Source organism: Mesorhizobium sp. M0563, assembly GCF_040321065.1.
Lineage (GTDB): Bacteria > Pseudomonadota > Alphaproteobacteria > Rhizobiales > Rhizobiaceae > Mesorhizobium.
This window is the reverse complement of record NZ_JAMYQV010000001.1, coordinates 412,020-426,626: the sequence shown is the minus strand read 5'-3', so window position 1 is coordinate 426,626 and position 14,607 is coordinate 412,020. Positions and strand designations below refer to the sequence as shown.

The 14,607-nt window shown below is 63.1% G+C and carries 15 protein-coding genes; 2 read left to right on the top strand and 13 right to left on the bottom strand.

Features of this window, described 5'->3' with window-relative positions; genetic code table 11:
* Positions 1-8 precede the first annotated feature (8 nt).
* Genes NKI50_RS02075 through yajC form a run of 3 tightly spaced genes read right to left on the bottom strand, consistent with a single transcriptional unit; the run spans position 9 to position 3,389 of the window.
* The gene (locus NKI50_RS02075) at positions 9-398 is read right to left on the bottom strand and encodes an Mth938-like domain-containing protein (protein ID WP_352640595.1); all 390 of its coding nucleotides are present in this window, start codon (positions 396-398) and stop codon (positions 9-11) included.
* Between the two features lie 45 nt (positions 399-443).
* Positions 444-2,996, bottom strand: coding sequence for a protein translocase subunit SecDF (secDF, locus tag NKI50_RS02070; RefSeq protein WP_352586940.1), 2,553 nt, complete (start codon positions 2,994-2,996; stop codon positions 444-446).
* A 51-nt stretch (positions 2,997-3,047) separates the two neighbouring features.
* Complete coding sequence (gene yajC / locus NKI50_RS02065; protein WP_023678921.1) at positions 3,048-3,389, bottom strand: preprotein translocase subunit YajC; 342 nt, start codon at positions 3,387-3,389, stop codon at positions 3,048-3,050.
* Here yajC and NKI50_RS02060 point away from each other — a divergent pair.
* Together NKI50_RS02060 and NKI50_RS02055 are read left to right on the top strand one after the other, a co-directional pair.
* Positions 3,295-3,516, top strand: a complete 222-nt coding sequence (locus NKI50_RS02060) for a hypothetical protein (RefSeq protein WP_210164500.1) — start codon at positions 3,295-3,297, stop codon at positions 3,514-3,516. The genes yajC and NKI50_RS02060 overlap by 95 nt on opposite strands.
* 160 nt (positions 3,517-3,676) lie before the next feature.
* Positions 3,677-4,552 (top strand): ATP-binding protein, encoded by an 876-nt coding sequence (locus NKI50_RS02055; RefSeq protein ID WP_352640593.1) that lies wholly within the window; start codon positions 3,677-3,679, stop codon positions 4,550-4,552.
* Between the two features lie 96 nt (positions 4,553-4,648).
* Here the strand turns inward: NKI50_RS02055 and NKI50_RS02050 are convergent, their stop codons facing one another.
* From NKI50_RS02050 to nagZ, 10 genes are all read right to left on the bottom strand, one after another.
* Entirely contained in the window at positions 4,649-6,181 is a 1,533-nt protein-coding gene (locus tag NKI50_RS02050) for a peptidoglycan DD-metalloendopeptidase family protein (RefSeq protein ID WP_352640591.1), read from the bottom strand.
* A 352-nt stretch (positions 6,182-6,533) separates the two neighbouring features.
* The gene (locus NKI50_RS02045) at positions 6,534-7,199 is read right to left on the bottom strand and encodes a protein-L-isoaspartate(D-aspartate) O-methyltransferase (protein ID WP_352640589.1); all 666 of its coding nucleotides are present in this window, start codon (positions 7,197-7,199) and stop codon (positions 6,534-6,536) included.
* Positions 7,196-7,954, bottom strand: a complete 759-nt coding sequence (gene surE / locus NKI50_RS02040) for a 5'/3'-nucleotidase SurE (protein WP_352640587.1) — start codon at positions 7,952-7,954, stop codon at positions 7,196-7,198. The genes NKI50_RS02045 and surE overlap by 4 nt, the downstream gene beginning before the upstream one ends.
* Positions 7,954-9,435: a serine--tRNA ligase gene (serS, locus tag NKI50_RS02035; protein WP_352640585.1), complete on the bottom strand. Its 1,482-nt coding sequence runs from the start codon at positions 9,433-9,435 to the stop codon at positions 7,954-7,956. Before serS ends, surE begins: the two co-directional genes overlap by 1 nt.
* Before the next feature lie 463 nt (positions 9,436-9,898).
* Positions 9,899-10,762 carry a twin-arginine translocase subunit TatC gene (gene tatC / locus NKI50_RS02030; protein ID WP_023720061.1) on the bottom strand — a complete coding sequence of 288 codons (864 nt, stop codon included), beginning with the start codon at positions 10,760-10,762 and terminating at the stop codon, positions 9,899-9,901.
* Positions 10,759-11,463: a Sec-independent protein translocase protein TatB gene (gene tatB / locus NKI50_RS02025; RefSeq protein WP_023720060.1), complete on the bottom strand. Its 705-nt coding sequence runs from the start codon at positions 11,461-11,463 to the stop codon at positions 10,759-10,761. Before tatB ends, tatC begins: the two co-directional genes overlap by 4 nt.
* Positions 11,464-11,525: 62 nt before the next feature.
* Positions 11,526-11,747: a twin-arginine translocase TatA/TatE family subunit gene (locus NKI50_RS02020; protein WP_023678929.1), complete on the bottom strand. Its 222-nt coding sequence runs from the start codon at positions 11,745-11,747 to the stop codon at positions 11,526-11,528.
* 178 nt (positions 11,748-11,925) lie between these two features.
* Complete coding sequence (gene scpB, locus NKI50_RS02015) at positions 11,926-12,705, bottom strand: SMC-Scp complex subunit ScpB (protein ID WP_023720059.1); 780 nt, start codon at positions 12,703-12,705, stop codon at positions 11,926-11,928.
* Complete coding sequence (locus NKI50_RS02010) at positions 12,702-13,502, bottom strand: segregation and condensation protein A (RefSeq protein WP_352640662.1); 801 nt, start codon at positions 13,500-13,502, stop codon at positions 12,702-12,704. Before NKI50_RS02010 ends, scpB begins: the two co-directional genes overlap by 4 nt.
* A gap of 58 nt (positions 13,503-13,560) precedes the next feature.
* The gene (gene nagZ / locus NKI50_RS02005) at positions 13,561-14,580 is read right to left on the bottom strand and encodes a beta-N-acetylhexosaminidase (RefSeq protein ID WP_352640583.1); all 1,020 of its coding nucleotides are present in this window, start codon (positions 14,578-14,580) and stop codon (positions 13,561-13,563) included.
* Positions 14,581-14,607 lie beyond the last annotated feature (27 nt).

The window sequence follows — 14,607 nt, the reverse complement described above, 5'->3', positions numbered from 1 at the left end:
CGGCCACGTCAGTCGACGGCGATGAGTGCTGCGGCCACGGCGCGGTCTTCCGCCAGCAGCACATTGTAGGTCCGCACGGCCGCCCCGGTCGACATCGGATCGGCGGAAATGCCTGCCTCCTTCAGCGCAGCACGCAGCGCGGCAGGCAATGGCCTCAGATCCTTGCCGCTGCCGACCAGCAGGATCTCGACCTTGTCGGCCTCGTTGAACAGCTTGGTGAAATCCGCTGCCGTCAGCGCCAGCGGATCGGCCGGTTCCCAGCCATAGATGCCCGAAGGCAGACACAGCAACGAGCCGCGATGCGACATGTCGGCAAAACGGAAGCCGCCATTGCCGTAAGCCTCGATCGGTGCGCGGCCGGGGAAATGCGCCTCGCGGATGACGATGCCTTTGGCCACTAGTGGTCCGATTCTAACTGGCGCGGCAAGCCGTGCGGCGGGCCGTCAGGTGGCTATGGCTTTGCCGCCGCCCACCGGCTTTTCCTCGTCCGACGCTGTGGCCTGCGGCCGCAACTTGAACAGAATGAGCAGCGGCGCGGCAATAAAGATAGACGAATAGGTGCCGAACACGACGCCGAACAGCATCGCCATGGTGAACGAGCGGATCACCTCGCCGCCGAACAGCACTAGCGCCAGCAGCGCCAGGATCGTCGTCACCGAGGTCAGCGTCGTCCTCGACAGCGTCTCGTTGATGGCGTTGTTCAGCAGTTGCGGCAGCGGCATTCGCTTGTATTTTCGCAGATCCTCCCGAACGCGGTCATAGACGACGATCGTATCGTTGAGCGAATAGCCAATGATGGTGAGGATCGCCGCCAGCGACGACTGGTTGAATTCCAGGCCGGTGATGACGAAGAAGCCGATCGTCATGACCACGTCGTGCACAGTCGCAACGATGGCGCCGACCGCGAACTGCCATTCGAAGCGGAACCAGACATAGATCAGGATGCCGAGCAGCGCGACAAGCATGGCGATGGTGCCTTGCTTGGCAAGCTCGCCTGAGACCGTCGGCCCCACCACTTCGACGCGGCGGAAATCGTACTGGTCTTGCAGTTCGCCGCGCACCTTGTCGATGACGGTCTGCTCGGCATTCTCGCCGCCCTCCTGCGTACCGACGCGGATCAGCACGTCGTTCGGCTCGCCGAACTGCTGAACCTGCACCTCACCGATATTGAGTTCCGTCAGCCTGCCGCGGATGTCGGCCAGATCGGCATTGCCGGTCTTGGACTGCACCTCGATCAGCGAGCCGCCCTTGAAATCGATGCCGTAATTGATGTCGATGGTCATGAACCCGACGACCGACAGGACTGAAAGCACGCTGGACAGCGTGAACGTCCAGCGGCGGATGCCCATAAACGGAATTTTCGTTCCGGGCGGAACGAAAGTCACAGGCGCCCGCGGCAACTCCTTCGGACGGGCCCGGCGAAGCCAGATCGACACCAGCAGGCGGGTGAAGGTGAAGGCGGTGAAGACCGTGGTCAGGATGCCGATGGCATAGGTGACGGCAAAGCCCTTCACCGGCCCGGTGCCGAGATAGAACAGCACCACGGTCGCGATCAGCGAGGTGACGTTGGAATCGACGATTGTGGCCAGCGCCTTGCTGAAACCGGTATCGATCGCCTGGATGACCGAGCGGCCGGCACGTCGCTCCTCGCGGATGCGTTCATAGATCAGCACGTTGGAATCGACCGCCATGCCGATGGTCAGCACGATACCGGCGATACCGGGCAAGGTCAGCGTCGCTCCAAGCAGCGACAGCAGCCCGACGATCATCGCCACATGCACCGCCAGCGCGATGTTGGCGAGGAAGCCGAAGAAGCCGTAGGCGACGAACATGAACGCCACAACCAGGATCGAACCGATGATGCCGGCGACTTTGCCGGCATGAATGGAATCCTGTCCGAGGCCAGGGCCCACCGTGCGCTCCTCGATCACCGTCAGCGTCGCCGGCAAGGCGCCGGCGCGCAGCAGCACGGCGAGGTCGTTGGCGCTCTCAGCGGTGAAATTCCCCGATATCTGGCCGGTGCCGCCGGGGATCGGTTCGCGGATCTGCGGTGCCGAAATCACCTGATTGTCGAGGATGATGGCAAACAGCTTGCCGACGTTCTGTGATGTCGCCTGGCCGAACCGCTGCGCCCCTTTCGAATCGAAGCGAAACGAAACAACCGGCTCGTTGTTCTGGGAGTTGAACGTCGCCTGGGCATCGACGAGGTTTTCACCCGAAACGATGACGCGGTTCTCGATCAGATACGGAACCGGCGGGTCGTCCTGCGAATACAGCACCGAGGATCCCGGCGGCGGACGGCCGTTCAGCGCGTCCTGCACCGGCATCGATTGGTCGACCATCTGGAAGGTCAGCTTGGCGGTCTGGCCAAGAATTTCCTTCAGCCGTTGCGGGTCTTGGAGACCCGGCACCTGCACCAGGATGCGGTCGTCACCTTGCCGCTGCACGATCGGCTCGGTCGTGCCGAGTTCATTGACGCGGCGGCCGACGACCTCGATCGACTGCGTCAGCGCTGCCGAAGTACGATATTTGATGCCCGCATCGGTGACGGTGAACTTGAGCAGGCCGGGCTCGGAATCATCCAGCGTCATCTCCTGGATCGAGCCGCCGCTGAACAAGCCGGCCGCCACCGGATCGGTCAACGTCTTCAACGCCTTCTTGGCAGCCTCGATCTGTGCGGGATCGGTGATGCGGACCTGCACCGTGCGGCCCGTTCCGGCAAGGCCGGTATAGCCGATCTTGGCATCGCGCAGCAGCGTCCTGATTTCGTCGCGCGTCGTCTCCAGCCGATCTTTGATCAGATCGTTCGGATCCATCCTGAGCAGGATATGCGAGCCGCCCTGCAGGTCGAGGCCAAGCGTCATCTGCCGCTTCGGCACCCAGTCGGGCAGCTTGGCCAGCGTGCTGGCGGAAAAAAGGTTGGGCGCAGCGAGGACCACTGTGGCGGCCACGGCCAGCCAGATCAGGATCATCTTGAAGCGCGAAAAATAAAGCATATGGCGTCGTCCGTCAGGGCGTACTGGCGGATCGTTCCGCCGACAATTCGGTTATTTCTTGGCGTTCTGGTTCGCCACCGGCTCGCCCTTGACGCGCACGTCGGCAAGCGTCGAGCGCAGCGCCGTCACCTTGGTGCCGCCGCCAAGGTCGATCTCGAGCTCGTTGTCGTCGATCACCTTGGTAACCTTGCCGACCAAGCCGCCGCCGGTGACAACGGTGTCGCCGCGGCGAACCGCCGCCAGCATCTCGCCGCGCTTCTTCAGCTGCGTGCGCTGCGGCCGGATGATCAGAAAATACATGATCACGAAAATCAGAGCAAACGGCACGATCTGGATAAACATTGCGGACGAGTCCCCGCCGATGCCTTGGGCGTATGCCGGTGTCACGAACATCGAGGTACTCCTGAACTTTGAAAAACAGCCGCAAGGCGGCCCCGCCAAATTTGGCCGGAATATAGTCGGTAACGTTGCCAATGCAACTGCGCTGCCGGGCAAATCGGCTGCTTTTCCGGCCTGGTGAGCCGTGTTAGAGGGTGATCACGAAAAGCGATGCTCGGTTTTCGCAAAAGATCATGCCCGAACAAATGCTTGGGACGAGTTTCGAAACCGCTGAAATCAGGTAGGTTGCCCTACCGCACCGTCCTGAACGCGAAACAAAACGCGAAACAAAAAGACAAGAGATGACCGACAGCCCTATCGATATCCTGCACCAGAAGCTCGACCGCCTGATCGAGGCGGTCGCCCGCCTCGCCCCGCCGCCGGTGCCTCAAACCGACCTCCGCGAGGCCGATTGCTTCGTCTGGCAGGCCGATCCCGGCTATCTGGAACCGGTGCGCAAGGTCAACCGCGTCGATATCGGCCTGATCCGCGGCGTCGACCGCGTCCGCGACATATTGGTCGACAACACCGAGCGCTTCGCCTCCGGCTACGCTGCCAACAACGTGCTGTTATGGGGCGCGCGCGGCATGGGCAAATCGTCGCTGGTCAAGGCGGTACACGCCTCGGTCAACGCTTCGGCGAAGCCCGACGTGCCGCTCAAGCTTATCGAGATCCACCGCGAAGACATCGACACGCTGCCGAAGCTGATGGGCCTGCTGAAGGCAGCGCCGTTTCGCTTCATCTTGTTTTGCGACGACCTGTCATTCGACCATGACGACACATCCTACAAATCGCTGAAGGCAGCACTTGAAGGCGGCGTCGAAGGCCGCCCGGCCACCGTCATCTTCTATGCCACCTCGAACCGGCGGCATCTGTTGCCGCGCGACATGATCGACAATGAGCGCTCGACCGCGATCAACCCGTCGGAAGCGGTCGAGGAGAAGGTTTCGCTGTCGGACCGCTTCGGCCTGTGGCTTGGCTTCCACAAATGTTCGCAGGACGAATATCTCGACATGATCGATGGCTATGTCCGCCATCATGATCTGGCCATCGATCCCGAGACGCTGCGCGCCGAGGCGCTGGAATGGGCGACGACCCGCGGCAGCCGTTCGGGCCGCGTCGCCTGGCAGTTCACCCAGGATCTGGCAGGCCGGCTCGGAAAATCGCTCAAGGACTAGCCGCTCAAGGACTGGCAACAGAAGAAGCCCGCACCTTGCGGAGCGGACTTCCTCGGCGGGCTGAAGGTCAGGCGGCCCGCAAAATCGGATTTTTCTCTATTCGAGATAACCCGACGGATCGACCGGCGCCGAGTTCTTGCGCACTTCGAAATGCAGTTTCGGCGAGTCGGTGGTGCCGCTCATGCCGGACAGGGCGATTTCCTGGCCGCGCTTGACCTTCTGGCCGCGCTGCACCTCGATCGAGCTGGCATGGCCGTAGACGGTGACCAGACCGTTTTCGTGACGCACCAGCACTGTGTTGCCGAATTCCTTGAGGCCGTCTCCGGCATAGATGACGACACCGTTTTCGGCTGCCTTGACCGGCGTCCCCTCAGGCACGGCGATGTCGACGCCGTCCTTGCCGCCGCCGAAGCTGGAAATCACGCGGCCGCGCACCGGCCAGCGCATCTTGCCGATGCCGGTTGCATCCGGCGCCACCGCATCGTCGTCCTCGGCCTGCTGGATGACTTTCGCGTCCTTCTTCGGCGGCGTGTAGGAGGCGAGCGTCTGCGTCGGCGTGCCCTTGGCCGGCGGCTGGGTGGTGGCCGTCGTCACCGGATCGACCTTTGCCGGCTTCGCACTGGCGACGACAGCGGTTCCGCCTGCCGGCACTTTCAGGGTCTGGCCGATCTTGAGCAGTCCATCCTGCATGCCGTTCGCCTGCTTCAGCGCAACGACGCCGACGCCGGTCTTCCTGGCGATGGCGGACAGCGTATCGCCTTGCTGAACCGTGTAGGTGCCGCCGGCTCCGGCCGGCTTGGCCGTCGCCGAAGCAGTTTTTGGCGCGGCCTTTCCATCCTTCGGCTGGCTTGCGGCAGCCGAGGCATCCACCTGCGCGGCGGACTTGCCTTCCCTGACCTTCGGCTGCTGCGGCAGCACGGCCACCTTCTCCGGCGCATCGGCCGGCTGGTCGTGCCTGGTGCCGTTCGCGGGCTTGGCGTCGGCGACTTTCGGCGCGGCGCCGTTGCTCGAATACGCATAGGCCGGGATGACGAGCTTCTGGCCGGTCTTCAGCCCTTTGGTCGCGCTCAGCCCGTTCACTTTCATGATGGCGTCGGCCGGCACGCCGTAGCGCCGCGACAGGCCGGAAATGGTCTCGCCGTCCTTGACGACGATCTCGGTTGCATGCGGTGCGCCGGCGGCCGTCGCCACGCGCGGCGCGTCGGGCTCGGCGTTCTTGAACGGCCTTGCCGCAGGAGCGACGGTGCCGGTTGCCGTCCTGTCGACACGAGGAGCGGCAGGCGCCAGGGCCGGCGCGACAGCGGTACGCACCGGGCGAGCGGCGGGTGCCAGGGCGGGAGCCGGCGGCGGCAATTGCTGCGCCGTAACCGGTTCGAGGCTTGAGCGGCTGACCGACTGGGTGTGGCTGCCGTCGATCGGCGCGGCCGCAACATCGCCCGGATAGGGCTGGGCAGCATCCTGCTTGTCGATGATGGCGCGCTGGTTGTTGGTCGAGGCGGTGAACACGTCGTCGACGCTGTTGAACCGCGCCACCTGGGAACTACACCCCGTCGCAGCGCCTGCAATCATGAGGACGGCGCAGCCACGCGCCAGATTGCGTCCGTTTGCCTTCAAAACACTGAATTGCATCGCACTAACCCGCACAGACCCGGTACAACTGAACCTGATTAAAGCGCGTTAATGTTACCGGTCGGTTAAACCTGTAGAATCAGACGCAAATTTTCTTAAAATGTTTCGAGGAAGGCTCTCAGCTTCGTCATCCTAGGGCGGAGCAGGAGCGAAGCTCCGTCGCGGAGACCCTGGGATCCATTCCGTGACATTGGCCGAAGAATGCGGCGGAGCAGAATTCTGCACCCTTGCAACGCCTCAAGGGCGTGGCATGGATCCTAGGGTCTGCGCTGTGTCGCTCCGCTCCTCGCTGCGCCCCAGGATGACGAAGCACCAGGCTTCGGCTGCCGCCAAGCGGCCGATGGTTAGGATATCAAATCACCGCCGCGACACTGCGCAGGATCGGCTGCAGACGCACCAGGCCGATATCCTCGCGTTCGAAGCGGCTGCCGACCTTGGTCAGCTTGGCCAGCACCTGCTCGCCCTCGTCGGGTCCGATCGGCGCGATGACGATGCCGCCGCTCGACAATTGGTCGAGGAGAAAGCGCGGCAGGCTGTCGAAGGCCGCCCAGGCGACGATGCGGTCGAACGGCGCTTCGTTGGCTAGCCCGTTGGAACCGTCCGCCTGGCGCACGATGACATTGCCGATGGCGAGTGCCTCGAGACGCTGCCGGGCCTGTTCGGCCAGCGTCTTGTAACGGTCGATGGTGACGATCCGCGCGGCAAGCCGCGACATCACTGCCGCTGTGTAGCCAGACCCGGTGCCGATCTCGAGCACGCGGTTGCCTGGTTCGATAGCAAGTGCCGCGATCACCGCCGCCTGCAGGTCGGCGCCTTCGATGGCCTCGCCGCATTCGATCGGCAGCATGCGGTCCGACCAGGCGATCGAATGGAAGTGGGCCGACAGGAAGCCGCGCCGCGGCGTCGCCTCGAAGGCGGCGATCAGCGCCTTCGGCACCGTGCCCCTGCCGCGCAGGCGAAGCAGGAAGGCAGCGAAACCTTCGCGTTCGTCGACCGTTGCAGCGTGATTCAAGTTCATGCGAGCGCCTTGGCCAGTTGATCGCGGATTTCATGCGCGGTGAGATCGAGCTGCAGCGGTGTCACCGACACCAGCCGATTGCGCAAGGCATGGAGGTCGCTGCCTTGCTTGCCCTCGACTGGCTCGCGGCCGAAGCGCAGCCAGTAGTAAGGCAGGCCGCGCCCGTCGCGCCGCTCGTCGACCCACAGGCTGTGGACCAGCTTGCCCTGCGAAGTGACCACAGTTCCGGCGATCTCTCCCGGCGCACAATTCGGAAAATTGACGTTGAGCAGCACGCCATCCGGCAACGGCATGGCGGCGAGCTTTTGAAGCAGCGCCGGCGCCAGCGTCTCGGTTGTCTCATAGGGAACGACGCGGTCCTCGCCGACATAGGAATAGGCCTGGCTGATGGCGATCGAGCGCACGCCGAGCAGCGCGCCTTCCATGGCGCCGGCGACGGTGCCCGAATAGGTGACGTCGTCGGCGATGTTGGCGCCGGAATTGACGCCGGACAGGATCAGGTCGGGCGGTTCGGGCAGGATCTTCTTCACCCCCATGATGACGCAATCGGTCGGCGTGCCGCGCACGGCAAAGTGCTTTTCGCCGATTTTCCTCAGGCGCAGCGGTTCCGAGATCGACAGCGAATGCGCATAGCCGGACTGGTCCTGCTCCGGCGCCACCACCCAGACGTCGTCTGACAGCGTGCGGGCGATGCGTTCGAGCGATGCAAGGCCCTCGGCATGGATGCCGTCGTCGTTGGTCAGAAGGATGCGCATTATTTCGATTCGATCTTTTCCAGGCCGCCCATGTAAGGCCGAAGCGCTTCAGGAATTGTTACGCTGCCGTCCTCGTTCTGGTAATTTTCGATGACGGCGATGAGAGCGCGGCCGACGGCGGTGCCCGAACCGTTCAGCGTGTGGACGAAGCGATTGCCCTTGCCGTCCTTGTCCTTGTAGCGGGCGTCCATGCGCCGCGCCTGGAAGTCGCCGCATACCGAGCACGACGAGATCTCGCGATAGGCATTCTGGCCGGGCAGCCAGACCTCGATATCGTAGGTCTTGCGCGCGCCAAAGCCCATGTCGCCGGTGCACAGCGTCATGGTGCGGAACGGCAGGCCGAGCCGCTTCAACACCTCCTCGGCGCATTCGGTCATGCGCTCGTGCTCGGCAATCGACGAGTCTTGGTCGGTGATCGACACCAGCTCGACCTTGTAGAACTGGTGCTGACGCAGCATGCCGCGCGTATCGCGCCCGGCCGAGCCAGCTTCCGAGCGGAAGCACGGCGTCAGCGCAGTATAGCGCAGCGGCAGTCTTTCGTGCGGCGTGATTTCCTCGCGGACAAGGTTGGTGAGCGGCACTTCGGCAGTGGGGATAAGCCAAAACGAACGCCTGCCCAGAAAATGCTCTTCGACTTCTCGCTGCCGTTTTGGGTCTCCGTGCCAAATCTTCTGAATTAGCGCCTGTATGTCAGAGCGCTTTTGGCGGTTGGCGACCATTTTGAAAAGCTGAGCAAGCACGTTCGGGTCGCCATCCTCAGGACCAAAATGAACAGTACCTTCCCTTGGCGCTTCGCCTTCCGTCTTGAAGAGATCTTCCTCGAACTTTGGCAATTGCCCGGTGCCAAACAGAATTTCATCGCGTACCATCAGCGGCGGCTGAATCTCTTCATAGCCATGTTCTGTCGTGTGCAGGTCCAGCATGAACTGGCCGAGCGCGCGGTCCATCCGCGCCAGCCCGCTCGTCAGCACGGTGAAGCGCGAGCCGGAAAGCTTTGCCGCCCGCTCGAAATCCATCATGCCGAGCGCTTCGCCGATCTCGAAGTGCTCCTTCACCCAGTTCGGGCGGGTCGGCGCCTTGCCGACGACGCGCTTGACGACATTGTCGTGCTCGTCCTTGCCGACCGGCACATCGTCGAACGGCACGTTGGGCAGCACCGCCAATGCGTCGTTCAGCGCCTTGTCGAGCTCGCGTTCGCGCGCCTCGCCGTTCTGGATGAAGGCCTTGATCTCGCCGACCTCAGCCTTCAGCCGTTCGGCAAGGGCGGCATCGCCCGAGCGCATGGCATTGCCGATCTCCTTCGATGCGGCGTTGCGGCGTTCCTGCTTGGTCTGCAGCTCGGTCAGATGCTCGCGCCGCGCCTCATCCGCGGCGATCAGATCGTCGACCGTGGACTGCGCCTCCCCGGCCGACCACGAGCGCTTCTGAAGCGCCTCTACAAGGGTCTTCGGGTTGTCGCGAATCCATTTGATGTCAAGCATGGTCTGTTCGTCCTCGGCGCAGCGGTTTCGGGACAACGAAATGCCCAAAACAAAGACCAGAGGGCGTAAACCGCATCCCTGATCGATGCAAGATGTGAAGCCTGGCGTTTCTTCACGCCCCCCTCTGTCCTGCCGGACATCTCCCCCACGAGTGGGGAGATTGGCCGTCATAGCGGCTTTCGCCAATCTCCGGCGCTGAAAAAGCAAGCCGTCGCCCAAGCTGCCGATCTCCCCCCAAGTGGGGGAGATGTCCGGCAGGACAGAGGGGGGCGCTGTCCCGCCGACCTCAGGTAGGCAGCACTCGCAACATTTGGTCGAAAGGAACCTGAAACAAAAACCCGCCTCGGAGGGCGGGTCGTCGGCGCCGAATCAGCACCATACCCAGATTAGTAGCATAGCTGCCGGCACAAAGCAAGAACAAAGTTGCTGCGGCCGGAAGAAAGATGCCAGCCAGTAACCCCACCTACGTCGACGACGCGTCCGCCGGCTTTTCGGCCACCTCTTCCGTGGCGTCCTGCTTTTCGCGGGCGACACGGTCGCGCTCCTTGCTGCGCTCGATCAAGCGAGCCGACCAGATCGAGACCTCGTAGAGCAGGATCGTCGGAATTGCGAGGCCGATCTGGCTCATCGGGTCGGGCGGCGTCAGCACCGCCGCCACGACGAAGGCGATGACGATCGCCCATTTGCGCTTCTCGGCCAACCCTTGCGACGACAGCATGCCGACCCGCGTCATCAGGCTTGTCACCACCGGCAACTGGAACACCAGGCCGAAGGAGAAGATCAGCGTCATGATCAGGCTGAGATATTCGGACACTTTCGGCAGCAGCGAAATCTGCACCTGGTCGTTGGTGCCGGTCTGCTGCATGGCGAGGAAGAACCACATCACCATCGGCGTAAAGAAGAAATAGACCAGCGACGCGCCCATCAGAAACAGGATCGGCGAGGCGATCAGGAACGGCAGGAAGGCATTGCGCTCGTTCTTGTAGAGGCCGGGCGCGATGAATTTGTAGATCTGCGTGGCGATCAACGGAAAAGCGATGACCATGCCGCCGAACATGGCGAGCTTGACCTGGGTAAAGAAGAACTCCTGCGGCGCCGTATAGATCAGCTCGACCTTGTGCGGATCGAGCCCGGCCCATTGGGTCGCCCATCTGAACGGGATCACCAACAGGTTGAACAGCTTCTTGGCGAAGAAGAAGCACACAAGAAAAGCAACGAAAAAACCGCCGATCGACCACATCAGCCGCCGGCGCAACTCGATCAGGTGCTCCATCAGCGGAGCCGACGATTTTTCGATCTCGTCCTTTTCCGTGTCCGAAGTGCTCACTTGGCGGCTCCCGCCGTTTTCGTGGCGGCCGGCTTCTTCGTTGCTGCCGCAGGCTTCTTCGCTGCTGCCGCCGGCTTCTTCGCTGCTGATGACTGCGCTTTCGGCTCAGCTTTTGTGGCGACCTTTGGCGCAGCGGCCTTTGCCGGCTTGGCCGGCACGGCAGCCGCGGCTTTCGCGGGCGCCGGCTTCTTCTTTGCCGCCGGCGCTTTTTGCGGCACGGCCGCTGCAGTCGTTTGCGCCTCTACTGCCGGCGCCACGACGGACTCGTCCGTCATCGCCGGAAAGATCGGCGTGGCCGGCGTCGGCTCCGGCGGGCTGACGCCCGGCATCGTCGTCGCGCCGTTCTTCAGCGGCTCGGCTGCCTGCTCTGTCGAGGCGGCCTCGACCGCCGGCTTGGGTTTCATCACGGCATCGACGCCGGAACGGACGTCGGCGGCGGCCTGCTCGAATGGATTGAGCTGCTTCCTGATCTCGGCTGCCGGATTGAGGCTTCTCAGCGAATCGACCGACTTCTTGACGTCGTCGAGTTCGGCTTCCTTCAGTGCGTCGTTGAACTGCCGCTGGAAATCCGACGCCATGGCGCGCAGCTTCGCCGTTGTGCGGCCGAAGGTGCGCAGCATGTTGGGCAAATCCTTGGGCCCGACGACCACGATCATGACGATCGCGATCACCAGCATCTCGGTCCAGCCGACTTCGAACATGGCTATACGTTCCGACTCAAGTTTCAGGCCGACTCAAGTTTTGGCCAACCAAAGTTTTGGGCTCAGCTTTTGCTGGCCTTTTCCTTCGGTACCGACACGGTCTCGTCGGAACGGTGTTCGACGGTGCGCTTGTCCTCGGCAGTCTCGTCGTCGGCCATGCCCTTCTTGAAGCTCTTGATGCCCTTGGCCATGTCGCCCATCAGCTCGGGGATCTTGCCGCGGCCGAAGACCAGCAGCACGATCACCAGAACGATCATCCAGTGCCAAATCGAAAATGAACCCATAGCAAATCTCTCTCGAACGGTTTCCCAGACGCTGATCTATGCGCTTTCGGGTTCGGATTCAAACAGAACTGCGACAGAGTTCATGAATGAGTGGCCGAAGTCACGCACTTTCGGCACGGCGGCCCGCTACCAATCGGCGCAGTTCCATCCTGGCTGTGGCTTAAAGATGGCGCTCGGCTCAATCGTCCGTGACGCGCGGCGTCAAAAGGCCGAGTTCCTCGAGGTCGATGTCGGTCAGCGGATCCTCGTCGTCGGTGAGCGCATCGGGGTCGGCCGGCGGCAGCGGCACCGAGAAATTCGACGGCATGCGGCCGGACAGCAATCCTGCACCCTTCAATTCCTCCATGCCGGGGAGATCGCGGATCTCCTCCAGTGCGAAATGGTCGAGAAAAATGTCCGTCGTGCCGTAGGTGACGGGACGGCCGGGCGTGCGGCGCCGGCCGCGCATTCTCACCCATTCCGTCTCCATCAGCGTGTCGAGCGTCCCCTTTGACGTCTCGACGCCGCGGATGTCCTCGATCTCGGCGCGCGTCACCGGCTGGTGGTAGGCGATGATCGCCAGCACTTCGAGGGCAGCGCGGGACAGCTTGCGCTGCTGCACCGTGTCGCGGCTCATCAGGAAGGCGAGGTCGCCGGCGGTGCGGAAGGCCCAGGCATCGCCGACGCGCACCAGATTGACGCCGCGCCGCGCATAGATCTGCTGCAGTTCGGCCATCGCCGCGGCAATGTTGATGCCGTCGGGCAGCCGCGAAGTGAGCTGTTTTTCGCTGACCGGCTCGGCGCTGGCGAATACGATCGCCTCGGCCATCCGTACGGCCTCCGCCATATGCAGCCGCTCGCCGGGATTCTGCGACAAATTCTGCCCCTGGTTTTGTGCCGGGTTCTCGGCAACCGCGCCTTGCTCGGCGTCGTCCTCGACCTTGAACGGAATGACCGAAGCGTTGGCGCGTTCGCTCATGGTGTCACCTCGACTATCTTGATGGCTTGAGCGCGGCCGCGCAGATAAAGCGGCGCGAACACCTGGTCCTGCCGCATCTCCATCTTGCCTTCGCGCACCAGTTCCAGCGTTGCGGCAAACGAGCTGGCGACAGCGGTGCGCCGCTCTTCCGGGCCGGCCAGATATTCGACCAGGAAACTGTCGAGCGCCGTCCAGTCGCGCAGCGACCCGATCAGCCTGATCAGCACGTCACGCGCATCCTTGAGCGACCACACGCCGCGCCTGGCGATCGTCACATTGGTGACCGCCTGCTTTTGGCGCTGCTGGGCATAGGCGGTCAACAAATCGTAGAGCGAGGCCGAATAGGCATTTCGCTTCTCGACGATGACCATTTCCGGCATGCCGCGCGCAAACACGTCGCGTCCGAGCCGGTTGCGGTTGACCAGCCGTGCCGCCGCGTCGCGCATCGCCTCCAGCCGCTTCAGCCGGAACTGCAGCACTGCCGCCAGTTCCTCGCCGCTTTCGCCTTCGTCGCCGGGCTGCTTGGGGATCAGGAGCTTCGACTTGAGGAAGGCCAGCCATGCCGCCATCACCAGATAGTCGGCGGCAAGCTCCAGCCGCAGCGCCCTCACCTTCTCGACGAAGGCCAGATATTGTTCGGCCAGCGCCAGGATCGAGATGCGCGACAGGTCGACCTTCTGGTTGCGGGCAAGATGCAGCAGAAGATCGAGCGGACCTTCGAAACCGGCCACATCGACGACCAAAGCGGGATCGCCGGTCAACCGGGAATCGTCGTTCTCGGCCCACAGACGGTCCATCGGTGCGACCTTGCCGGCCTTCAGGTCCAATGTTTCCGCCACTTCGCTTCCTTTGATGCTAGGCCACCGCGTCGAAATAACTGGCAAATTCGGCCCGAATCTCGGTCTCGTCCGCTACGTCACGGTTCCTGATATAGGTCAGCGCCCGCTCCGCGCGCTCAAACGACTTGCCTTCAAGTCCGGTCGTTCGCGATGCAATGCCGGCCATCTCCTCAAACACGCCGTTGCAGTGAAGGACCAGATCGCAGCCCGCCGCAAGGATAGCGGCCGCCTTTGACGGGAAATCCCCAGAAAGTGCCTTCATCGAGGTGTCGTCGCTCATCAACAGGCCGTCGAAGCCGATTTCGCCGCGGATGATCTTTTCGATGACCTTGCCGGATGTCGTGGCCGGGTTCTTCGGGTCGATCGCGCTATAGACGACATGCGCCGTCATCGCCATCGGCAAATGGTTGAGCTCCCTGAACGGGGCAAAATCATGCCGCTGCAGGTCTCCGATCGAGGCGTCGACGGTCGGCAGTTCGAAATGCGTGTCGGCGAAGGCCCTTCCATGGCCGGGAATATGCTTCATCACCGGCAGCACGCCGCCCGCCATCAGGCCTTCCGCCGCGGCGCGACCCAATTCGATGACGGCGCGCGGCTCCTTGCCATAGGCGCGTGCGCCGATGACGTCGCTGGCGCCCTCGATCGGCACGTCGAGCACCGGCAGGCAATCCGCCGTGATGGCGTAGCGCAGCAGATCGAAGGCATGCAGCCGCGCCATCAGCCAGGCGGCACGGGTGCCGGCGTCATGGTCGTCGCGCCATAAGGCGCCGAGTGCGCCGGCAGCCGGATAGTTCGGCGCCAGCGGCGGCCGCAGGCGCTGCACCCGGCCGCCCTCCTGGTCGATGAACACCGGCGCGTCCGCACGCCCGACGCAGTCGCGCATAGCGGCGACCAGATCGCGGATCTGCTCGGTTTCGCCGATATTGCGCGCAAACAGGATGAAACCCCACGGGCATTCGTTGCGGTAGAAACGGATCTCGTCGCGGGTCAGTGATTTCCCGGCGCAGCCGAGGATCATGGATTTTGATTCGGTCATGCGGAACAGTTTAGAGCTTCGCGCCGA